The organism is Paraburkholderia graminis (assembly GCF_003330785.1).
In the GTDB taxonomy this organism is placed as follows: domain Bacteria; phylum Pseudomonadota; class Gammaproteobacteria; order Burkholderiales; family Burkholderiaceae; genus Paraburkholderia; species Paraburkholderia graminis.
On record NZ_CP024935.1, the window covers coordinates 938,672 to 958,914 of the forward strand.

Annotated in this window: 18 protein-coding genes; 12 read left to right on the forward strand and 6 right to left on the reverse strand. The window is 64.5% G+C overall.

Annotated features, from left to right (window positions below; translation table 11 throughout):
* Window positions 1-114 precede the first annotated feature (114 nt).
* A complete protein-coding gene (locus CUJ91_RS22460; RefSeq protein WP_114157173.1) occupies window positions 115-996 on the forward strand; it encodes an NmrA family NAD(P)-binding protein in 882 nt (293 codons plus the stop codon).
* A 143-nt stretch (window positions 997-1,139) separates the two neighbouring features.
* Here the strand turns inward: CUJ91_RS22460 and CUJ91_RS22465 are convergent, their stop codons facing one another.
* Together CUJ91_RS22465 and CUJ91_RS22470 are read right to left on the reverse strand one after the other, a co-directional pair.
* Window positions 1,140-2,054, reverse strand: coding sequence for a glutaminase (locus CUJ91_RS22465; RefSeq protein WP_006046802.1), 915 nt, complete (start codon window positions 2,052-2,054; stop codon window positions 1,140-1,142).
* 92 nt (window positions 2,055-2,146) lie between these two features.
* The gene (locus tag CUJ91_RS22470; protein WP_029965740.1) at window positions 2,147-3,733 is read right to left on the reverse strand and encodes a DHA2 family efflux MFS transporter permease subunit; all 1,587 of its coding nucleotides are present in this window, start codon (window positions 3,731-3,733) and stop codon (window positions 2,147-2,149) included.
* Window positions 3,734-4,079: 346 nt separating this feature from the next.
* Here CUJ91_RS22470 and CUJ91_RS22475 point away from each other — a divergent pair, with 346 nt between their 5' ends.
* Window positions 4,080-4,739: an alpha/beta hydrolase gene (locus CUJ91_RS22475; protein ID WP_029965739.1), complete on the forward strand. Its 660-nt coding sequence runs from the start codon at window positions 4,080-4,082 to the stop codon at window positions 4,737-4,739.
* A gap of 203 nt (window positions 4,740-4,942) precedes the next feature.
* Entirely contained in the window at window positions 4,943-5,995 is a 1,053-nt protein-coding gene (gene mreB, locus CUJ91_RS22480) for a rod shape-determining protein (RefSeq protein ID WP_114157175.1), read from the forward strand.
* Between the two features lie 106 nt (window positions 5,996-6,101).
* Here mreB and CUJ91_RS22485 read toward each other — a convergent pair whose 3' ends face one another.
* Window positions 6,102-6,503 (reverse strand): hypothetical protein, encoded by a 402-nt coding sequence (locus tag CUJ91_RS22485; protein WP_006046806.1) that lies wholly within the window; start codon window positions 6,501-6,503, stop codon window positions 6,102-6,104.
* Window positions 6,504-6,898: 395 nt separating this feature from the next.
* Here CUJ91_RS22485 and CUJ91_RS22490 point away from each other — a divergent pair, with 395 nt between their 5' ends.
* Window positions 6,899-9,181 carry an amylo-alpha-1,6-glucosidase gene (locus tag CUJ91_RS22490; RefSeq protein ID WP_006046807.1) on the forward strand — a complete coding sequence of 761 codons (2,283 nt, stop codon included), beginning with the start codon at window positions 6,899-6,901 and terminating at the stop codon, window positions 9,179-9,181.
* A 112-nt stretch (window positions 9,182-9,293) separates the two neighbouring features.
* On the opposite strand, the gene CUJ91_RS22495 is transcribed toward CUJ91_RS22490, so the two are convergent.
* Complete coding sequence (locus CUJ91_RS22495) at window positions 9,294-9,602, reverse strand: hypothetical protein (RefSeq protein ID WP_114157177.1); 309 nt, start codon at window positions 9,600-9,602, stop codon at window positions 9,294-9,296.
* Between the two features lie 270 nt (window positions 9,603-9,872).
* On the opposite strand from CUJ91_RS22495, the gene CUJ91_RS22500 reads away from it, so the two are divergent.
* Window positions 9,873-10,130 (forward strand): hypothetical protein, encoded by a 258-nt coding sequence (locus tag CUJ91_RS22500; RefSeq protein WP_029965734.1) that lies wholly within the window; start codon window positions 9,873-9,875, stop codon window positions 10,128-10,130.
* A gap of 422 nt (window positions 10,131-10,552) precedes the next feature.
* On the opposite strand, the gene CUJ91_RS22505 is transcribed toward CUJ91_RS22500, so the two are convergent.
* Complete coding sequence (locus CUJ91_RS22505) at window positions 10,553-12,121, reverse strand: sensor domain-containing diguanylate cyclase (protein WP_114157179.1); 1,569 nt, start codon at window positions 12,119-12,121, stop codon at window positions 10,553-10,555.
* Between the two features lie 179 nt (window positions 12,122-12,300).
* Here CUJ91_RS22505 and CUJ91_RS22510 point away from each other — a divergent pair, with 179 nt between their 5' ends.
* From CUJ91_RS22510 to CUJ91_RS22535, 6 genes are all read left to right on the forward strand, one after another.
* The gene (locus CUJ91_RS22510; RefSeq protein ID WP_006046906.1) at window positions 12,301-13,155 is read left to right on the forward strand and encodes a MurR/RpiR family transcriptional regulator; all 855 of its coding nucleotides are present in this window, start codon (window positions 12,301-12,303) and stop codon (window positions 13,153-13,155) included.
* Window positions 13,156-13,264: 109 nt separating this feature from the next.
* On the forward strand, window positions 13,265-14,338 hold the full coding sequence (locus tag CUJ91_RS22515) for a C45 family autoproteolytic acyltransferase/hydrolase (RefSeq protein ID WP_114157181.1): 1,074 nt from the start codon (window positions 13,265-13,267) through the stop codon (window positions 14,336-14,338).
* Between the two features lie 5 nt (window positions 14,339-14,343).
* The gene (locus tag CUJ91_RS22520) at window positions 14,344-15,672 is read left to right on the forward strand and encodes an aspartate aminotransferase family protein (RefSeq protein ID WP_029965726.1); all 1,329 of its coding nucleotides are present in this window, start codon (window positions 14,344-14,346) and stop codon (window positions 15,670-15,672) included.
* A 57-nt stretch (window positions 15,673-15,729) separates the two neighbouring features.
* Window positions 15,730-16,284, forward strand: a complete 555-nt coding sequence (locus CUJ91_RS22525; RefSeq protein WP_006046909.1) for a carboxymuconolactone decarboxylase family protein — start codon at window positions 15,730-15,732, stop codon at window positions 16,282-16,284.
* A gap of 248 nt (window positions 16,285-16,532) precedes the next feature.
* Window positions 16,533-16,958: an OsmC family protein gene (locus CUJ91_RS22530; RefSeq protein WP_029965723.1), complete on the forward strand. Its 426-nt coding sequence runs from the start codon at window positions 16,533-16,535 to the stop codon at window positions 16,956-16,958.
* Window positions 16,959-17,101: 143 nt separating this feature from the next.
* A complete protein-coding gene (locus CUJ91_RS22535) occupies window positions 17,102-17,950 on the forward strand; it encodes an isocitrate lyase/PEP mutase family protein (RefSeq protein ID WP_114157182.1) in 849 nt (282 codons plus the stop codon).
* Between the two features lie 45 nt (window positions 17,951-17,995).
* On the opposite strand, the gene CUJ91_RS22540 is transcribed toward CUJ91_RS22535, so the two are convergent.
* Window positions 17,996-18,940 carry a LysR family transcriptional regulator gene (locus CUJ91_RS22540; protein WP_114157184.1) on the reverse strand — a complete coding sequence of 315 codons (945 nt, stop codon included), beginning with the start codon at window positions 18,938-18,940 and terminating at the stop codon, window positions 17,996-17,998.
* Between the two features lie 182 nt (window positions 18,941-19,122).
* Between CUJ91_RS22540 and CUJ91_RS22545 the strand changes: the two genes are divergently transcribed.
* Entirely contained in the window at window positions 19,123-20,046 is a 924-nt protein-coding gene (locus CUJ91_RS22545; RefSeq protein ID WP_114157186.1) for a dihydrodipicolinate synthase family protein, read from the forward strand.
* The last annotated feature ends 197 nt before the right edge of the window (window positions 20,047-20,243 follow it).

A 20,243-nucleotide genomic window follows, 5' to 3' on the forward strand; every position in this document is an offset into this window, starting at 1 on the left:
ACATATGCATGCCGATCCGTCATTAGACAAATGACATTCATGCTCTCGTGAAATGACGGTTAAACAGCGAGAATGCGTCGCACTACCGCATTAACCATTCAAGGAGCGATCGATATGTATGCCATTACCGGTGTGACAGGGCAGGTGGGCGGCGCGGCGGCGCGCGCTTTACTGGCTGCGGGACATGAGGTGCGTGCGGTATTGCGCGACGAGACGAAGGCCGCGCAGTGGCGTGAGCGCGGTGCCGAAATAGCCATTGCATCATTCGAAGACGCCGACGCGCTCGCCGCTGCATTTCGCGGAACCGCAGGCGTGTTCGTAATGCTCGCGCCGAATTTCGCGCCGCAGCCCGGCTATCCGAACGCACATCGGGCAGTTGCAGTGCTGAAAAAAGCGCTAGTCGATGCGCGGCCGGAGCGGGTGGCGGCATTGTCGTCGGTTGGCGGGCACCGTGAATCCGGCCTCGGGCTCATTACTCAAGTGCACATTCTGGAGCAGGCACTGGCGGAACTGCCCGCTTTGCACATACCCACTGCGATCATGCGGCCCGCGTGGTTCATGGAGAACTCGCTATGGGACGTTGCACCGGCGCGCGATACGGGCGTCATGCCGGGCTTTCTGCAGCCACTCGAGCGCGCTTATCCGATGGTCGCGACGGCGGACATCGGCCGCGTGATTGCCGATACGCTCACGCAGACGTGGCAGGGGCGGCGCGTCATCGAAATAGAAGGGCCGCAGCGTTACACGCAGCATGAGATCGCGGCGTTGCTGGGCAGTGTACTGGAGCGCGACGTGAAGGCTCAGGCGGTGCCGCGCGCCGAATGGGAAGCGCGGTTCCAGTCGCAAGGCACGGCGTGGCCGACGCCGCGCATTGAAATGCTCGACGGCTTTAACTCCGGATGGATCGACTTCGAGGGCGGCGCGAACGAGCATGTGATCGGCGAGACCGCCTATCGGACAGTACTGGCCGAACTCGTGAGGCGCGGCGCTCGATAATTACCCTAAGCTGCGAACTACAGACGAAAAGCAAATAACGAATAGCGCGACGCAACGCTTGCGTTTAAAAACAAACCGGGCACCGCGCTATTCGCTTACTCGTTATTCATCGTTGATGTCTGTACGCCGCCGCTCATTCGCGCTTAAAAGATCGACTTGCCTGTATGCGTCGTCAACCATTCGAGCGCGAGTACACCGGCTAATGAATTGCCGTTTGCGTCGAGTCCCGGCGACCATACGCATACCGCCATTTCTCCGGGCAGCACCGCGACGATCCCACCGCCCACGCCGCTTTTAGCGGGCAAGCCGACGCGGTACACGAAGTCGCCCGCGGCGTCGTAAGTGCCGCAAGTCAGCATGAGTGCCGAAAGACGTTTCGCGGAACTCGTGTCGAGAATCCGCTCGCCGGTGGAAGGCACAACGCCGTGATTGGTGAGAAAGAGCGCGGCTTTTGCCAATTCGACGCAACTCATGGAGATTGCGCATTGGCGGCAATACGCGTCCACCACGACTTCCGGCGGCATCTCCATGTTGCCGAAGCTCGCCATGAAATGCGCCATCGCGCGATTGCGGTGAGCGTGCTGCAATTCCGATTGAGCGACGCGCGAATCGTAGTCGATGCTCGTCTCGCCGGTCACGCGCCGCATGAATTCGACGAGTGCGGTTTCGGCTTGCACGAAACGCCGGCACAGTACATCGGTGACGATCAGCGCTCCCGCATTGATAAACGGATTGCGCGGCTTGCCGTGCTCCGCCTCGAGTTGGACCAATGAATTGAAAGCATTGCCCGACGGCTCGCGGCCCACGCGTTGCCATAGCGCGTCGCCGAGCAGACGGAACGCCATTGTGCAGGCGAATAGCTTCGAAATGCTTTGAATGGAAAAGCGCGTGTCCGCTTCGCCGGTGCGGAATACTTCGCCCGACGCCGTGACGATTGCCATGCCGAAGCTCTCGGCCGGGACTTTAGCCAGTTGCGGGATGTAATCCGCAACTTTGCCCGTGCCAAGATAAGGCCGCAAGTCGCGATGAATCTGCTCGAGAATGGATGCGTAGTTCATGAGGCTCAATCCGGTGGAGCCGCGATTCTACTGGCAAGCATCCGCGAACGGTTCGATTGCGCTCGGCGATACGTGCGATACGCGTGATACGGTCAATGCGCGCCGGCTGCATCCCCGCCGCCGCCTTTGGCGGGCCGCGTAATCCATATCAGCGGAATGATCAGAATAAAGATGACCGCCGATACAAAGAAGATGTCGTTCAGGCCCATCATCGCGGCCTGCGTATTCACGGTGAAATCGAATAGCGCGTGCGCCGATTGCGTATTCAGATGCAGCAGCGATTGCGTCGAATCGATCTGTTGATTGAACAACGGGTTGTCGACGGAAGCGCGTTCGGTGAGCCGTTCATGATGCAGTACCGTGCGATTGTTCCAGGCATTGCCCGCGACGGAGGTGCCCACCGCGCCGCAAAACACGCGCACGAAATTCGACAGGCCGGCCGCCGCAGGAATCTTGTTGGGCGGCTGTCCGGACAGAATGATCGACGTCAGCGGTACGAAGAACAATGCCATCGGAATACCCTGCAATAGCGTGGGTATCACGAGATGCCAGGTGTCGATTTCGATCACGTATTTCGAGCGCATATAGAAGACGATTGCGAAGCCGACAAACGCCATCGTCGAAATGATGCGGGCGTCCGAGCGCGGCAGCACGCGGCCCATCACCGGCGCGAGAATCACGGCGAATATGCCGAGCGGCGCGGTGACGAGGCCGGCGTCGACGGAACGGTAGTTGAGGTACTCCTGCATCCATTGCGGCAATAGCACGAGGTTGCCGAAGAACACGCCATAGGCGACGGAAATGGCAATCGTGCCGCCAAGAAAGTTGCGCTCGCGAAAGAGCCGTAAATCGATGATTGGATTTTCTTCCGTCAATTCCCACACGAGAAAGAACGCAAAGCTGACGAGCGCGGTCAGCCCGAGAATCACGATGACGGGCGACGCGAACCAGTCGAGATCCTTGCCTTTGTCGAGCATGATCTGCAGCGACGCGACCCAGGTAATCAGCAGCCCGAGGCCGACCACGTCGATAGGCGGTTTGCGCGTGGGCGATTCGCGAGTGCGATAGATCATCCACGTGACGCCGGCTGCGAATAGTCCAACGGGAATGTTGATATAGAAGATCCATGACCAGCTATAGCTGTCCGTGATCCAGCCGCCGAGCGCAGGACCCGCGATCGGACCGACGGTGGCGGTCATCGCCCATAACGAGAGTGCGGTCGACGCTTTTTCCTTCGGATACGAGCCGAGCAGAATGGCTTGCGACAGCGGAATCAGCGGGCCCGCCACCGCGCCCTGAAAGACCCGCGCGAGCAGCAGGATCGGCAGCGTCGGCGCAATGCCGCACAGCCAGGACGCGATCACGAACATCAGGATCGCGCCGACAAACAGCTTCACCTGGCCGATGCGCTGCGTGAGCCAGCCGGTGAGCGGAATCGACACGGCATTGGCCGCGGCGAACACGGTGATGACCCACGTGCCTTCGTCGACGGAAACGCCCAGGTTGCCCGAAATGGTCGGAATCGCGACGTTCGCAATCGACGTGTCGAGCACGTTCATGAAGGTGGCAAGCGCGACCGCGATGGTCGCCAGCACCAGTTGGCCGCCTTTCAGCGGCGGCGGAGGCGCGGGCGGCGCGGACGTGGGCGCGGGCGACTCCGCAGACGTGGATTGGCTCAAGACATTCTCCCGGATCGATATGCCGCGGACCTCGCGCGCGGCTTTGCGTGTGGCCGTATTACGCGGCGGGTCCGCTGGATGCTCGCAAAAGCATACCTGTATTCATCTTTCGACGTCGCCGCTGCGGGCATTGCAACGCGCCGTGAACGAAGCCGACAGCGTATGCTCGCGGCTGGACAGAACCAAACCGCATAGCGCGACGTCGAGCGCCGCGCGATCAATCGCCTTTAAACGTGATCAAACCGCGAACCAACGGCGAACCAACGGCGAACCAACGGCGAACCAACGGCGAACCAACGGCGAACCAACCGCGAATCAATTGAAGCAAAAAGGAAAGGAAAGCAATATGGCCTGGGAACAATTCGAACATGGCTGGCGGCGTGCGCCGCTGCAGGCGCCCGCCAAAGGGCTCGTGGTCCTGATGCACGGCGTGGGCAGCAACGCGCGCGACCTCATGCCGCTCGCCGACATCTGGAGCGAGCGTCTGCCGGACATCGCCTTCACGTCGCTCGACGGCACCGATCCCTTCGACGGCGGCTTCGGCGGCCGTCAGTGGTTCAGTCTGCGCGACATCAACGAGGCCAACCGCGAGGCGCGCGCGACGACCGCGTACGCGGCCATGCGACGCATGCTCGAAGCCGAGCTCGCGCATTGGCAGCTTGCTTTCGGACGCCTTGCGCTAGTCGGCTTTTCGCAAGGTTCGATCATGGCGCTGCATCATGTGGCGACGAGCGCGGAAGGCGCCGCGTGCGTCGTCGCGTACTCGGGGCGGCTCGCGTCGCCCGTGCTCGCGCGCAACGGCACGCCGCTCACGCTGATTCACGGCGAGGAAGACGAGGTGATCCCGGTGCAGGCGCTCGAACATGCAGCCGACGCCTTCAGCGCGGCCGGCTACACGGTGGATGCGTACGCATTGCCGGGCGTCGGCCATACGATCAGCGCGGACGGCGTCGCGCTCGGCGAGGCCGCGCTGGAGCGCACGCTCGGCGCATTGTCGCGCGATTGATACGTCCGCACGAAAAGCGGGGCTAAAGTTATTGATCGGCTTGCCGTTAACTGCTCATAGCACGAAAATCACGCCCGTCGCGGGACTGCGCAATGCTCGCGGGCTGGGCGACGGGGCGCATTTTCACACTGCCGCGCATGGAATAACGACGCGAATCGGCGACGCGAGCGCGACGCTACCGAGCGACATAACAGAGCCTTCTTATGGCCACACCGACGCCGCATCACCCGCTTTTCGATCGACTGTTCCGCCAGGCAGTGACCGTTGATCTCGGCACCGCCAACACCCTGATCTATACCGACGACGGCGGCATCGTGCTGAATCAGCCGTCGGTCGTCTGCTTCGAGAAGGATCATGCGGGCGGTCCGAAACGCGTGACGGCGGTGGGCGCCGAGGCGCGCCAGCTTCTTGGCCGCGCACCGCGCAATCTGGAAGCCGTGAGGCCCATGCGCCACGGCGTGATCGCCAACTTTTCCGCCGCCGAGCACATGATCCGGCAATTCGTCGACATGGCGCGTCCGCGGCAATTCTTCAGCCGCCGCGCCGCGTTCACGCTGTGCGTGCCGGCCGGCGCGACCCAGGTCGAGCGCCGCGCAATCAAGGAAGCGGCCGTCGCGGCCGGCGCGTGGAAGGTGAGCCTGATCGGCGAATCGCTGGCGTCGGCGGTCGGCGCGGGCTTGCCGGTGACGGAGGCGACCGGTTCGATGGTCGTCGATATCGGCGGCGGCACGACGGAAGTCGGCGTGCTCTCGCTCGGCGGCACCGCGTACAGCGGCTCGATCCGCGTGGGCGGCGACAGCTTCGATATGGCCATCGTCAGTTACGTGCGCAATCTGTACGGCGTGCTGCTCGGCGAGCAGACCGCCGAACACGTGAAGAAGAACATCGGCACGGCCGTGCGCGACGTGCCCGCCGAGCACATGAACGCGACCGGGCGCAGCGTCGACGACGGCTTGCCGCGCACAGTGCAGTTGAGCAACCACGATATCGCCGATGCAATCGAAGGCCCGCTGCGCCAGGTGATCGGCGCGGTGAAGCGCGGGCTTGAAATGGCGCCGGCCGAACTCATCACGGATATCGCGCACAACGGCATCGTGCTGACCGGCGGCGGCGCGCTGCTCGGCAATCTCGAGCGGCGTCTCACGAACGAACTCGGTCTCGAGGTGCGCGTCGCCGACGAGCCGCTGACCTGCGCCGTGCGCGGCGCGGGCGCCGCGGCCGCGACCGGCATGCTCGACGAATTCGCTTGCGAATGAGTCGAAGGTCGATCAGGCGGCAGCAAGCGACAGTGCCTGCATAAATAGGCACGCACGCTCACTCGCTCGCGCGGCGAATCACCGGTGAGCGTTCCGCGCGGCTTCGTCAGCCCTTGCGATGCGCATCCTTGTCGAGCGCGAGTTCCGCTGCCTCGCCGACGAGACCGTGATAGTAGAGATGCACGCCGATCGCGAGCGAGTCGTTGCGAATTTCGTGGAAGGCTTTCCACGCCTTCGCCGGGTCCTTGAACAGCAGATAGTGCGCTTCGTGCGCGATCAGATCGGCGACTTCGTGCAGACCGTGTCCATGCAACACATCGACGAGCGCATCGAGGCTGCGATGCGTGCGCGCGTCGGTGCGCGGATAAAGCATATGCAGCACCGCGACATCCTGCGTCTTCAAAGCCGCCGACAACGCGACGACGATGTCCTGATGGTTCAGCGCGCTAACCGCGCTGTCGTCGCGATGGACGTGGTCCGGAAAAAGCGTTTCAAGAGAGGCGTTCATTCGGTTCTTCCTGTTCTTTCGGCTGACTGCTCTGGCTGATTAAAAAAGGCCCGCCTCTACAGCGGGCCAAAGACAGCGATGTGTTCGCCGGGCAAGCGAAACACGAAGCGAGTATCGCAGACGCACCCCTCAGCCACTCAGTGCCGCGCCAGCAAAACATTGTTTCGGTTAGCGGCCCATCTCGTCCCTTACGTCGCGCCTGCCTGCACGTCGCATGCCACTGAAAAAAAACCGAAACTCGCCTGCGATAAGTTCGTCTGACGAGACGAGAGCTTCTACAATCGGAAGCGGCCGGGCACTAACGGGCACCATCGGGCACCACGAACGCCACGAGCACCGACCGGCGGCAACCGCAAGCGAAGCATACGCAGCAGCGAACCATAGGAGCGACCCTGATGCAGCAGCCTGAAGCCCTCGGCGGCCTGTCCCACTCGGGCGGAATCGATCACCGCGAATCCGAGCCGGACGGCGTATTCATCCCGACGGAAAATCTCAACGTTGCAAGCGCCACGCAGCATGTGCTGAAGTCGGGCGACACGTTCATCGTCAACGATCCTCTCGGCGATATTACGGGCGTCGACGACGGCCTCTTCGTCAACGACACCCGCGTCCTCTCGCAACTGCGCCTGACGTTCGGCGGCCGCGCGCCGTCGCTGCTCTCGGGCAGCGTCAGCAGCGACAACACGTCGTTCACCGCGCATCTGACGAACCGCCCGTTGCCGCCGCTCGGCGGCGCCAGCACGCCGGAAGGCGTGATCCACGTCGAGCGCGTGCGCGTGCTGTCGGGCACGGTGTTGAACGAAGCCATCGAACTCACCAACTACGGCACGAGCGACGCCGTCGTGCCGCTGTCCATTTCCTTTGCCAGCGACTTCCGCGACATGTTCGAGGTGCGCGGCCTGAGCCGCGCGAAGCAGGGGCGTATCGAGCCGGCGCGCGTCGAGAACGACGAAGTGCTGCTCGGCTATCTCGGGCTCGACGATGTGGCGCGCAATGTGCAGATCGCCTTCGCGCCGCGGCCCGACAAGCTGTTTGCGGATCGCGCCGACTACACGGTCACGCTGCCGGCGCAGGCATGCGTGTCGATCTATCTGTCGGTCTCGGTTCAGGTGGTCTCGAAGACGCCCGATGCGCCGAGCGCGGGCGTGTCGTCGCCGACTCATCCGTTGAGCGAAGCGCATATGTCGCAGATCGACACCGAGCGCCCGCGGGTCGGCCGGGCCGCGGTGCGCGCGGCGCTGGTCGACGCGCACCTCGTGATGCGCGAGCGGCGGCGCGTGACCGCGCGCGTGCGCTCGAGCAATCCGCTCTTCAATGCGTGGATCGACCGCTCGCTCGCGGACCTTGGCCTGTTGACCACCGACCTTGCGACCGGCCCGTATCCGTACGCGGGCATTCCGTGGTTCTCCACGCCGTTCGGCCGGGATGCGGTGATCACGTCGTTGCAGACGCTGTGGTTGCAGCCGCAACTGGCCGCGGGCGTGCTGCGTTTTCTCGCCGAGCATCAGGCGCAGGAGAACTCGCCGTTTCGCGATGCCGCGCCCGGCAAGATCATGCACGAGATGCGAAAGGGCGAAATGGCCGCCACCGGCGAAGTGCCGTTCGCGTTGTATTACGGCGGCGTGGACACCACGCCGCTCTTCATCGTGCTGGCCGGCGCCTATGCGGCGCGCACGGGCGACGTCGGTCTGATCGACGAATTGTGGCCCGCGCTCGAGCGCGCGGCGGGCTGGGTCGCGGGCGTGTGCGACAAGAACCGCTATGGGCTGCTCGACTATCAGCGCGAGTCGGACGGCGGCCTCGCGAACCAGGGCTGGAAAGACAGCCACGATTCGGTGTTCCATGCCGATGGCCGCTTCCCCGATGGCCCGATCGCGCTCGTCGAAGTGCAGGCGTATGCGAGCGCGGCGTTCGACACGATGGCCCACTACGCGAAGCTGCGCGGCATGCACGACGCCGCCGCGCAATACAAGGCGCGGGCGAAAAAGCTGCGCGAGTGCGTCGAAGAAAAATACTGGATGGAAGAGTCGGGCTTCTACGGCATCGCGCTCGACGGCCACGGCGAATTGTGCCGCGTGATGGCGTCGAATGCCGGGCATCTGCTGGCTTTCGGTTTGCCTTCGCGCGAACGCGGCGAATCGGTGGTGCGCGCGTTGGACTCGACGCTCTTTCACACCGGCTGGGGTGTGCGCACGCTCGCCGCGAGCCAGTCGCGGTTCAATCCGATGGCGTATCACAACGGCTCGGTCTGGCCGCATGACAACGCGATCTGCGCGCGCGGCCTGTCGCGCTACGGCGGCAAGGCGGCGGCGGTGCGGCTGCTGCAGGCGCTGTTTCAGGCAGCGGTCAATTTCGACATGCGTCTGCCGGAGCTGTTCTGCGGATTCCCGCGCCGGCGCGGCGAGCCGCCGACTGCTTACCCGGTCGCGTGTCTGCCGCAGGCGTGGGCGGCCGGCTCGCCGTTCATGATGCTCGAGGCGTGTCTCGGTATCACCATCGACGCCGAACGCCGCGAGGTGTTGATCGAGCAGCCGATGCTGCCCGAGGGCATCGACTGGCTTGAGCTGGGCGATCTGCGGGTCGGCGACGCGTCAGTGTCGATCACGTTCCGCCGCATCGGCGAGAAGGTGGTGGCGTCCGCGGAACAGGGCGACGTGCGGGTGGTTGCGTTGTTGTGAGGGGGCGGGTGAGGGCGGCGGTGCGGTGATCCGGCTTGGCGGCCAGTCCGCTCGATGGAGCCGTTCGTTAAGCCTTCGATTGGCCGGCGATTGGCCTCCAATTGGCCTATTCTCAGTCGGGCTTTTTGAGGCCGCTCGGGTTGGCAGGCGTGCCCGGCGACGCCTCGGGACGCGGCGGCCTCGCGCCGTCCTCCGGAGCGACGATGAGGCCCGCGCCGGGCAAGAGCGACGTGCTGCCGGTCGTCGGTAGGGACGCCGGCGTGGGAGGCGCTGCGGACTGCGGCGCTTGCGGCCGCGCGCTGCCCGTCGAGACGGGATTGGAACGCGGGCGGCCTGCGCCTGCGTCCGTCCCCTGCGCGTAGGCCGTTCCCGCAATCACGAGGGTCCACGCTGCGACGGCGGCAAGTCTCGTGAGCATCATGGCGTCCTCCACTGACTTCGGCGTTCGCGCGCGGCGTCGCTGGCGGGCATCGCCGGATAAGCGTCGCCGATATGCATATCGGATTGTTAGTGCACGCGGCGAGGCGGGTCAATCCGGGGGAAATACGCCGTTTTTCCTGCTCGCCCGGAGCCGCCAACCGGCGGGCTTTGGCCGCTTGCGCGTCTGGCGGCGGCACGCGGATTGCGTCGCTGCATGCGCCAGGTGTTGCACACGGGCTGCAACCAGCGCATTGCAATGGAGGAGGCCATCATGCGAGTGACTACGAAAGGCGTCGTGATGTCGGCGTTGATGCTCGGTTTGTCGGGCGCGGTCTACGCGGAAGGAGCGGCAACGAACGCCGGCGGCGGTGCCGGCGCGGGGCAGGGCGGCAACGGCATGCCGACGCCGAATGCAAGCGGGACGATGGCCTCGCCGTCCGACGGCATGGGCTCGTCGCACAAACCAATGAAAAAGCAGAAGAAGGGGGCGATGGGCGCAGCGGCGTCCGAGGGGGCGGCTAGTAAGTAGGTGGGGTGAGGCGGACGTAGCCGGACTGATGCGGATAGACGCGGACGAACGTTGACCGAGCGGACCGAATCGACCGAAGCGGATCAGCGGATCAGCGGACCAGCGGACCAGCGGACCAGCGGACCAGCGGACGAAGCGGACCAAGCGGACCAAGCGGACCAAGCGGACCAAGCGGACCAAGCGGACCAAGCGGACCAAGCGGACCAAGCGGACCAAGCGGACCGAGCGGACCGGAGCGGACCGGAGCGGACCGGAGCGGACCGAGCGCACCCGGGCGCACCCGGGCGCACCCGAGCGGACTCAAGCGCATCGAGCCTGGCGAGCCGAACCAAGCGGCCCGAGCCAGAACGACGTAAATCTCGCCGCGCCGCAGCTACTGCCCTCGCGCCAAACCGCGCGTCCCGTCGCTACGCCGCACCGCTCTACGCCGCGCCGACGCTCGCGTCGTAATCCGCGTCCGTCTCCAACTCGCCGTCGTTCCGAGCAATCCGATAGGTGCCTTTACCCGCGTTCTTCGCGCTGTACATCGCCTCGTCGGCGCGCCTGATAAGACTGTCGACGGGTTCGTGCGGCTCGGCCAGCGCAATGCCGATGCTCGTGCCGAGGCTGATCGTGCCGCCCGTCGTGAGCGTATACGGTTTCGCGATTTCGCGGATCACGCGCTGCGCGATGGCGACAATCGCGCTCAGCGTCGCCTCTTCGACGATCACAGCGAACTCGTCCCCGCCGAGGCGCGCCGCGAATTCGCCGTGGCGCAGCGTCTGGCGCAGGCGCGCCGCGACCGTCTCCAGCACCTCGTCGCCGGCGGTATGGCCATGCCGGTCGTTGACCTGCTTGAAGCCGTCGAGATCCAGGTACAGCACCGCCGTGCGCGTTTCGCGCCGCGTGTGACTCCGCAACAGGATTCGGTCGAGACACTCGCGCAGTTCGCGCCGGTTCGCGAGTCCCGTCAGCGAATCATGGCGGGCGAGATAGAGCACCTTGGCTTCGCTTTGGCGGCGTTCCGTCACATCCTCGATGATGACGACCGCGCTACCGTCGGGCACCGGATTTCGCCGCAACTCCAGTTGACGCCCGTTGCGCAATTCGAGCGCCAGCGGCTGCCGTTTTTCCTGCAGCCAGGCGGTGCATCGTTCGACGAACTGCTGACGCAGCGCGTCGTCGAACTGCGCAAAACCGGCATGGCTGATGAACTCGGGCAGCGGCAAATTCAGCTTGAGCATATCGACGCTCGTGCCGAACAACTGCGCCGTGCGGCTATTCGCAATCACCACCTTGCCCGCGGGATCGAGCGTGCATAGACCGTGCGGCATGTGCGTGAGCGCGGCGTCGAAACGCGCCGCGAGTTCGGCGTGATTCTGCTCGGCGGTCATCAGCGCGACGAGTCCGCGGTAGTGGCGCCGCACGATGGACGTCATCGCCCCGACGTACAGAAGCAGCGGCGGCACGAGTATCCAGGAACCATCGGTCGGCGAGAGCAGCGCGCCGACGCCGATCGGTATCGACACCACGCATATCTGCGCGATCGCGAGGCGCGGTACCGCGGCGTTCCTCGACGCGACGCCGCCCAGGATGCCCGAGGCGACCATGATGGCGAGTGCTGCGAGCGTGGTGTCGGTGGTGCGCACGCAGCCCATCGTCCCGAGCCCGAGCATGAGGCTCGTCGCGACGCACAACGGCGCGTAGGCGGCGGCCCACGGGCCCGGATTCGCCGGTCCCTTGCGGCTATGCGCGACGTAAGCGTGGATGATGCTCAGGCGTCCTAGCAATAGCCAGACGTCGGCGAACAGCCAGACGATCGTCCACGGCTGATGCAGGCGCACATAAGCCGCCGCGGCGACGAACGCGCTGGCGACGATCGACATGACAAGCGGCCGCCGGTTGTCGAAAAGCGTCGACAACAGACGGGCGCGGATAGACGGACACACGGCTGCGCCGAGTTCGGGCGGCGTCGCGAGGATCGACTCAGAAACGGAAAGATTGACTGCCATGAGGCCGCTCGAATTAGTGCGGGGCGGAGCTAGGTTCCTTGTCTTATCGGCGGACGACGGCGGTTCTTTATGGGGAATTGCCCGGAGGGGGATGGTTTAGAAGGCGCACCGCGCTTCTGTGCCCACCCCCCAGTGGTAACATTTGTTGTCGCCTCTACAACCCTTCGCCGGACCATCGCATGCCAGACAGTTTCGACCAGCTCGCCGCCCTGATCCGGGCGCGCTTCTCCGAACTGAGTCCGCAATTCCAGATGGGCGCGGGCTTCCTGCTCGATCATCCGGACGAAGTCGCGGTCTCGTCGATGCGCAAAGTCGCCGAGCGCGCGCAGGTGCAGCCGGCGTCGCTCGTGCGTCTTTCGCAGCAGCTCGGCTTTCCTGGCTGGAACGAATTGCGCAACCTGTTCGTCGCACGCGTGCGCACGCGGCCCGAGCCGCTGACGAGCCGCGCGCGCTCGCTCGTCAAATCGAAAGACGCGCTCGCCAACGATCTGCTCGTCGCGCAGCAGCACAATCTCGAAGTCACCGCGGCGCACAACGGCCGCGCAATCGTCGAGGCGGCGCGGCTCTTGCGGCGCGCGCCGCATGTTCATGTCGCCGGTTTCCGCTCGTGCTACTCCGTCGCCTTCGGGCTCGTGTACGGCTACCGGTTCTTTCGCTCGTCGGTGTCGCTGCTCAACGGCGAGGCCGGCACGCTGGAAATGCAACTGCGCACCGTGGAGCGCGACAGCGCCACCATCGTGATCAGTTTCGCGCCGTATTCCGTCGAAGCCGCGCGCGTCGCCGAAGCCGCGCTCGAAAAGGGCAGCAAGCTCATTGCGATCACCGACAGCGCCGTGTCGCCCATCGCGCTCAATGCGGACAAGGTGTTGATCTTCTCGCACGAAAGCCCCTCGTTCTTTCCGTCGCTCGTGGCGGCCACGGCCATCGCCGAATCGCTGGTCGCGCATCTGCTCGCACTCGAAGGCGCCGACGCCGTCGAGCAACTCGGCATCGCCGAACAATCGCTGCACGCGAAGGGCGCTTACGTGCCTTGATTTCCGTTCCTCGACGACCGGTGGTGTCGTTTTATCCTGTTTGACAACAAATGTTGTTTCAACGTATAAATGCGTACCGATTGTTGAGTGAGCGGGAGCGGTGCGATTCATGCGAAATCTGCAGGTGGTGGAGATAAAAGGCGAGCCGTATGAAATCGGCTACGCCCTCGGCGAACTGGCAAGGCCCGTGTTCGCCGATTACATGGCACAAAGCAGCGCGTGGCGGGCGGTCAGCCGATGGCGCGGCGCGTCCTTCGTAGCGGCGCTGCGCGACGCGGCCCGTGTCCACTTTCCCGCGTTGCTGGTCGAACTCGAAGGCATGGCGGCGGGCCTGCGCTGGCCTGTCGAAGACGTCCTGCTATGGAACTGCCGTGGCGAACTGATTCATCACGTGCCCGACGGCTGCACGACGCTCGCCGCCATTGGAGCCGATGCACGCCTCATCGCCCATAACGAAGACGGCGATCCTTTCCTGCGCGAACGCTGTGTATTGGTCGACGTGCAGCCCATCGGCAAGCCGGGCTTCGTGAGCTTCTATTATCCAGGCTCGCTGCCCGGACATACGTTCGCGGCGAACCGCGCCGGCCTCGTGCAGACAATCAACAACTTGCGTATTCGCACGCCCACGGTCGGCGTGCCGCGCATGATTCTGGCGCGGGCCGTTCTCGACGCCGGCTCGCTCGACGAAGCGCTGCACACGCTGCGCACTGCGCCGGCTGCGAGCGGCTTTCATCACACGCTCGGTTGCACCGGAGACCCGCGCGTGTTCAGCGTTGAGGCCACCGCGCAGCGCTGCTCGGTGCAAAGCGTAGGCACGCGCGCCGGTCACGCGAACCATATGATTCACGCGGGCTGCGAAACGCAGGCGCAGATCGTCACCGAGTCGTCTCGCGACAGGCAGCTTCGCGTGGATGCGCTGTTGCGCGCCGCAGCCGGTTCGCTGAATGGAGACGCATTGCTGGCCATGTTGCAAGATCGCGCGCCCGCGGGCTTGCCGGTCTATCGCGACGATCCCTCCGATCCCGACGACGAAAACACGTTGGCCACCGCGCTCTTCGAAATCGGCAACGCAGGTGTGTCGATGCAGGTCGTGCGCGACGGCCAGCGCGTCTTCGACACGTTCATTCCCCGCACGGCACCTCAGTCCGCTTCCTCATCGAACGCCGCCATTCTTCATAAGTGAAAGCCATGTCCACCGTATTTCATCGTTCGCCGAAGCAGTCGTTGCCGATTGCCGTTGCCGGCGACGGCATCGAGATCATCGACTCCACCGGCAAGCGCTATATCGACGCATCGGGCGGCGCCGCCGTGTCGTGCCTCGGCCACAGCAACCAGCGCGTGATCGACGCGATCAAACGGCAGGCGCAACAGTTGCCCTACGCGCACACGTCGTTCTTCACGACGCAGCCCGCCGAGGAACTCGCGGACCGGCTCGTCGCCGCTGCGCCGCAAGGTCTCGAGCACGTGTATTTCGTGTCGGGCGGCTCGGAGGCAATCGAGGCCGCGCTGAAGCTCGCGCGCCAATACTTCGTCGAAATGGGCGAGCCGGGCCGGCGTCATTTCATCGCGCGGCGGCAGAGTTATCACGGCAACACGCTCGGAGCGCTCGCGATTGGCGGCAACGCGTGGCGGCGCGAGCCGTTCCTGCCGATGCTGATCGAAGCGCATCACGTGAGCCCGTGTTACGCATATCGCGAGCAGCGCGCGGACGAAACCGACATCGAATTCGCCCAGCGCCTCGCCGATGAACTCGAGCAGAAGATTCTCGAACTCGGCGCCGATTCGGTGGCGGCTTTCGTCGCGGAGACAGTGGTCGGCGCGACGGCGGGCGCGGTGCCGCCGGTGCGCGAGTACTTCCGCAAGATTCGCGCGGTGTGCGACCGCTATGGCGTGCTGCTGATTCTCGACGAAATCATGTCGGGCATGGGCCGCACCGGCTACCTGTACGCATGCGAGGAAGACGGCGTCGCGCCGGACATCCTGACCATCGCCAAGGGACTCGGCGCCGGTTATCAGCCGATCGGCGCTGTGCTCGTGAGCGAGCGGATCTATCGGGCTATTGTCGGCGGAACGGGCTTTTTTCAGCATGGCCACACGTACATCGGTCACGCGACCGCTTGCGCCGCCGCGCTCGAAGTCCAGCGCGTGATCGCCGACGACAAGCTCTTGCCCAACGTTCTCGCGCGCGGCGAGCAATTGCGCGGGCTGTTGCGCGAGCACTATGCGAAGCATCCGCATATCGGCGACGTGCGCGGGCGCGGACTTTTTGTCGGCGTCGAACTGGTCAGCGACCGCGAGACCAAGGCGCCTTTCGACGCAAGCCTGAAGCTGCATGCCGCGATTCGCCGCGAAGCATTCGCGCGCGGCTTGATGGTGTATCCGATGGGCGGCACGGTCGACGGCAAGATCGGCGATCATGTGCTGCTCGCGCCGCCGTTTATCTGCACCGCGCGCGACATCGACGAAATCGTGAGCCGCCTCGCCGATGCGATCGACGGCGCGCTGGCCGCGATCTGAGCGCAGGCCACGCCCGCTGCGATTGCCTTCATTTTCACCAGAGAGAGAAAGACCACCATGACCGAGCGCCTGCCCGCCTTCCAGCTATCCGATGCGACGCCCGAACAAAAGGCCGTTCTCGACGAGATTTTGTCCGGGCCGCGCGGCAACCTGAACGGACCCTTTCTCGGCTGGATTCATAGCCCGGAACTCGCGCAGCAGGCGCAGCGCCTGGGCGCGTTCTGCCGCTATCGCACGGGCTTGCCGCTGCGTCTGTCCGAACTCGCGATTCTCGTGACGGCGGCGCGCTGGCAGGCGCAGGCCGAGTGGTACATCCACTATCCGATTGCGCTCGAGGCGGGCGTGCGCGAAGCCGACGCGGAAGCGATCCGCAACGGACTGCAGCCCGACTTCGAAGACGCGGACGACGCGCTTATCTACGACTTCGCAAGCGAACTGTACGACACGAAGCGCGTGTCCGACGCGACGTATGCGAGGGCGCTCGCGCGCTTCGGGCATGAGGTCGTGATCAATCTCGTCGGGCTTCTCGGCTACTATGCGCTCGTCGCGATGACGCTCAACGTGTTCGACATGCGCGCCAACGGGCAACAGAGTCTGCCGTTCGCCGAATAGTTTTTTTCGTCGGCAGCGGGACGGCTTGGCGGCCGTATCGCGCCAGGCCGTCGCGGGCGCATGGACACCTTCACGGCATTGGCACACGGAACCGCCTATGATGAAGGTCGGTCCACGTCCGCGCCCGTCACGCAGCGCCGCACTCGCGACCGACGCCTCAAGCCGCGGAAACTTCGGGCTGGACCGCCGCGGCGGTACTCGCGATCAGTCGTGCAGCGTGCGAAGCAGGGCACAAACAGGAGAGAACGATGAAGCGCAAGGCATCAGCAGTCTGGCAAGGCGGTCTGCAAGACGGCAAGGGCTCCATTTCCACCGACAGCGGCGTCCTCAAGGAGACTCAATATTCGTTTTCCACGCGCTTCGCGGACGGCATCGGCACGAATCCGGAAGAGCTGATCGCGGCCGCGCATGCGGGCTGCTTCTCGATGGCGTTGTCGGCGGAACTGGGCAAGGCGGGCATCACGCCGGAACGTATCGGCACGACCGCAACCGTTTCGCTCGACAAGGACGGCGGCGGCTTCACGATCACCGCCGTGCATCTGGACGTCGCGGTGAAAATTCCCGGCGGCGACAAGGCCGCGTTCGACAAAGCCACCGCGGACGCGAAGGCGGGCTGTCCGGTGTCGAAGGTGCTGAACGCGACCATCACGATGGACGCGAAGCTCGAAACCTGAGCGGACCTCGGCACGCGGTTAGCGGCGAGCGATGCCGGCGCGCATCGCATTGCATCGCCTCGCCGCGCTTCAAAACTTCCCGGCAACCCGCGCCGCAGTGCCGGCATCTTGCGCCGGCGCGGCGCTTCTCAATGGCATCCGCGATGAAAAACCAGGCCGAAAAAGCGGCGCAATTCCAGGCGCTGCACGCAGCGCAAGAAGCGTTCGTCATTCCTAACCCGTGGGACATCGGCTCGGCGCGGCTGCTCGCGCTGGCCGGCTTCAAGGCGCTCGCTACCAGCAGCGCTGGCTACGCGTTTTCGCGCGGCTTGCCGGATAACGCAGTAGGCCGCGCGCAGATGATGGTGCACCTCGCCGAAATCGCGCACGCCACCGATCTGCCCGTCAGCGCCGATCTGGAAAACGGCTTCGGCGACGCGCCCGAGGAGTGCGCGAAGACCATCCACCTGGCGGCGCAGGCGGGCGTGGTCGGCGGCTCGATCGAAGACGCCACCGGCCGCGCCGACGAACCCATCTATCCATTCGAGGCCGCCGTCGAGCGCGTGCGCGCCGCGGTCGAGGCCGCCCGCGCGCAGCCGTTTCCGTTCACGCTGACGGCGCGCGCCGAGAACTACCTGTGCGGGCGCCCGGACCTCGACGACACGATCCGCCGCCTGCTCGCCTATCAGGAAGCGGGCGCCGACGTGCTGTATGCGCCGGGGCTCAAGACGCGCGAGGAAATCGCTGCCGTGGTGAACGCACTGGAACGTCCCGTCAACGTGTTGATGGGCTTGCAGGGCGTGCTGCTCAGCGTCGATGAATTGCAATCGATGGGCGTGCGCCGCGTGAGCGTCGGCGGTTCGCTGGCGCGCGCGGCGCTCGGCGCCTTCTTGCGCGCTGCGCATGAGATTCGCGACGAGGGCACGTTCAATTACACGAAGGACGCGGCGAGCGGCAACGAACTCAACGAGTCCTTCGCAACCGCCGAGCGAAAGTGGCCGACGCCGGGGTGACAAGGCACGCGTAGCATCACCAACTCACCCAGCGCCTGGTAGCCCTCAGATGGACCGCACGAAGGCCGCGGATACACCCTGCTGGAACTCCGAAGAGAGGTTGCGCAAGCGTGCGATTTCCCTGGTGAGCTGCATGACCGTGCGGCAAGCCAGCGTCAGTTCGCCATGGGGCGACATAGCTAGCGCGATAAAGCGCGGCACGGCCGGCTCAACCACCATCGACGCCTGCAGCCGGCATTCCTTTTGCAGATTGGCGATGGCGTAAGGTCCGAGCAACGCGTAGATGCCGCCATCGGCCACCATGTGTCCCTGCAGGCTCAAAGAGTCGGCTTCTGCCGCGAAGTTAAGAAACACCCGGCGTTCACCAGCAAGTTGCTCGAGCCGGTCGCGCCAGCTATTGGGGCGGCAGAAAAACACCAGAGGAATCCCGTCGAGCCTGGAAAACTCGACCGTGGAGTCTTTGGTCAACGGATCGCCTTCCGCGCCGACCAGGTAGGTCGCCGCCTCAACGAGATACTCGTCACCGTTTCTCGGCGTCGGGCTGTTTCGAAAAAGGATGGCGAGATCGACACTGCCTTGTTCCAGCCAGGTTTCCAGCAACGCACCTTGACCTTCGCGCACCTGTAATTGCACTAGCGGATAACGCTCGCGAAGGCGATGGTAAAGCGTGCTGACAAGGGGATGAGCGGTGGACGGCAAAATCCCGAGTCTGACCACCCCGATTGGCTCTCCCGCCGTACTGCGGATGTCGTTGGACAACTGTTCCGTACTGGCAAGCCACGTCCTCACGCGCGGGGCAATACGCGCGCCCAGCTCGGTCAATACCACGCCTCGCCCGGTGCGCTGAAACAAACGGCCGCCGCAGTACTGCTCGAGCTCGACAATCTGACGGCTGATATGCGGCTGACTGGTCCCGTACGCCACGGCAACCTTGCTCAGGCTCCCGAGTTCTGCCGCGTCGATAAATAGCTTCCAGGCCGCGTAGTCCACCGCTCAGGCTCCCAATCGGATATGTCAAATCAGTATAGCTGAAATGTATTCCTAGGCAGTTCTCGCATGAGTCGGCCGTCCCTACACTGCAACGCATGCACCGTTGTTCCAGCTTGAGGCGACACGAGCAGCGGGCTCTCCTCTGCGAAAGAGGAGCGGAAAAGCTCACATTTGGAGACGTCATGAAAGCGATCGATCTGCGCGGTTTGGTCCCGGCACCCGTTACCCCCTTCACCCGCGATGGAGCGGTGGACCACGCAGCAATTCAACGGCTGGGCGCCTGGCTTGGCAGCATCGAAGGCGTAAAAGGTCTGACCGTTCTCGGTCACGCAGGCGAAGGCACGTTCCTCACGCAGAAAGAACAGGCCGAGGTTATCCAGAGCTTCGTGAAGTCCGTTGACGGCAAGATCCCGGTCATCGCCGGCATCACGCTGGAAGGCACCGAAGTGGCCGTCGAAGAGGCGAAGCGCGCGGTCGAGGCGGGCGCGTCGGCCGGTCTCGTGTATCCGTCGCACGGCTGGCTGCGCTTTGGCTACCAGAAGGGCGCACCGCAAGACCGCTACCGCGCCATCCACGAAGGCAGCGGCCTGCCGCTCATCCTGTTCCAGTACCCGGACGCCACCAAGGCGACCTACAACCTCGAGACGCAGTTGGAGATCGCCGCGCAACCTGGCGTCTTTGCGATGAAAAACGGCGTGCGCAATATGCGTCGCTGGGACGTTGAAATTCCGATCATCCGTCGCGAGCGGCCGGAACTGCAAATCCTGACCTGCCACGACGAGTATCTGCTCCACACGATGTTTGACGTCGACGGTGCGCTCGTCGGCTACGGCAGCCTGGCCCCCGAGCCGCTCATCGAACTGATCAAGGCAGGCAAGGCGAAAGACTACAGGGCGGCTCGCGCGATCCATGATCGGCTGCTGCCCGTGACGCGCAATGTGTACCACCGTGGCTCGCATATGGAAGGCACCGTTGCACTCAAGCACGGCCTCGTGGCCCGCGGCATCCTCGAGCACGCCACGGTGCGCTCGCCGTTGCTGCCGCTCGCGGAAGGCGCGGACGTTGAGATCGCAGACGCGCTTCGGTCGGCGGGCCTCGTGGACTGACAGGAGGAAGCGGCGAACCAGCAGCCGTTATGACGATAGCGAAGCGCCTTCTTGCTTCGCTGTCAGCGTTGAGCAGTAACGGCGGCACGCGAAACCTCGTTTCGCGCGTCGCCCATAACAGGATCGGCAAACGACCAGAAAGCTCCGACGTCGCGACACGATAACGAAGAAACGCGAATCGGTGCTTCAAGACAAGA

What these genes read in the sequence shown, in the direction of transcription:
- CUJ91_RS22460 (WP_114157173.1), top strand. Translation starts at nt 115, where the DNA reads ATGTATGCCATTACCGGTGTGACAGGGCAGGTGGGCGGCGCGGCGGCG.
- CUJ91_RS22465 (WP_006046802.1), bottom strand. Translation starts at nt 2,054, where the DNA reads ATGAACTACGCATCCATTCTCGAGCAGATTCATCGCGACTTGCGGCCT.
- CUJ91_RS22475 (WP_029965739.1), top strand. Translation starts at nt 4,080, where the DNA reads ATGGCCTGGGAACAATTCGAACATGGCTGGCGGCGTGCGCCGCTGCAG.
- mreB (WP_114157175.1), top strand. Translation starts at nt 4,943, where the DNA reads ATGGCCACACCGACGCCGCATCACCCGCTTTTCGATCGACTGTTCCGC.
- CUJ91_RS22485 (WP_006046806.1), bottom strand. Translation starts at nt 6,503, where the DNA reads ATGAACGCCTCTCTTGAAACGCTTTTTCCGGACCACGTCCATCGCGAC.
- CUJ91_RS22490 (WP_006046807.1), top strand. Translation starts at nt 6,899, where the DNA reads ATGCAGCAGCCTGAAGCCCTCGGCGGCCTGTCCCACTCGGGCGGAATC.
- CUJ91_RS22495 (WP_114157177.1), bottom strand. Translation starts at nt 9,602, where the DNA reads ATGATGCTCACGAGACTTGCCGCCGTCGCAGCGTGGACCCTCGTGATT.
- CUJ91_RS22500 (WP_029965734.1), top strand. Translation starts at nt 9,873, where the DNA reads ATGCGAGTGACTACGAAAGGCGTCGTGATGTCGGCGTTGATGCTCGGT.
- CUJ91_RS22505 (WP_114157179.1), bottom strand. Translation starts at nt 12,121, where the DNA reads ATGGCAGTCAATCTTTCCGTTTCTGAGTCGATCCTCGCGACGCCGCCC.
- CUJ91_RS22510 (WP_006046906.1), top strand. Translation starts at nt 12,301, where the DNA reads ATGCCAGACAGTTTCGACCAGCTCGCCGCCCTGATCCGGGCGCGCTTC.
- CUJ91_RS22515 (WP_114157181.1), top strand. Translation starts at nt 13,265, where the DNA reads ATGCGAAATCTGCAGGTGGTGGAGATAAAAGGCGAGCCGTATGAAATC.
- CUJ91_RS22520 (WP_029965726.1), top strand. Translation starts at nt 14,344, where the DNA reads ATGTCCACCGTATTTCATCGTTCGCCGAAGCAGTCGTTGCCGATTGCC.
- CUJ91_RS22525 (WP_006046909.1), top strand. Translation starts at nt 15,730, where the DNA reads ATGACCGAGCGCCTGCCCGCCTTCCAGCTATCCGATGCGACGCCCGAA.
- CUJ91_RS22530 (WP_029965723.1), top strand. Translation starts at nt 16,533, where the DNA reads ATGAAGCGCAAGGCATCAGCAGTCTGGCAAGGCGGTCTGCAAGACGGC.
- CUJ91_RS22535 (WP_114157182.1), top strand. Translation starts at nt 17,102, where the DNA reads ATGAAAAACCAGGCCGAAAAAGCGGCGCAATTCCAGGCGCTGCACGCA.
- CUJ91_RS22545 (WP_114157186.1), top strand. Translation starts at nt 19,123, where the DNA reads ATGAAAGCGATCGATCTGCGCGGTTTGGTCCCGGCACCCGTTACCCCC.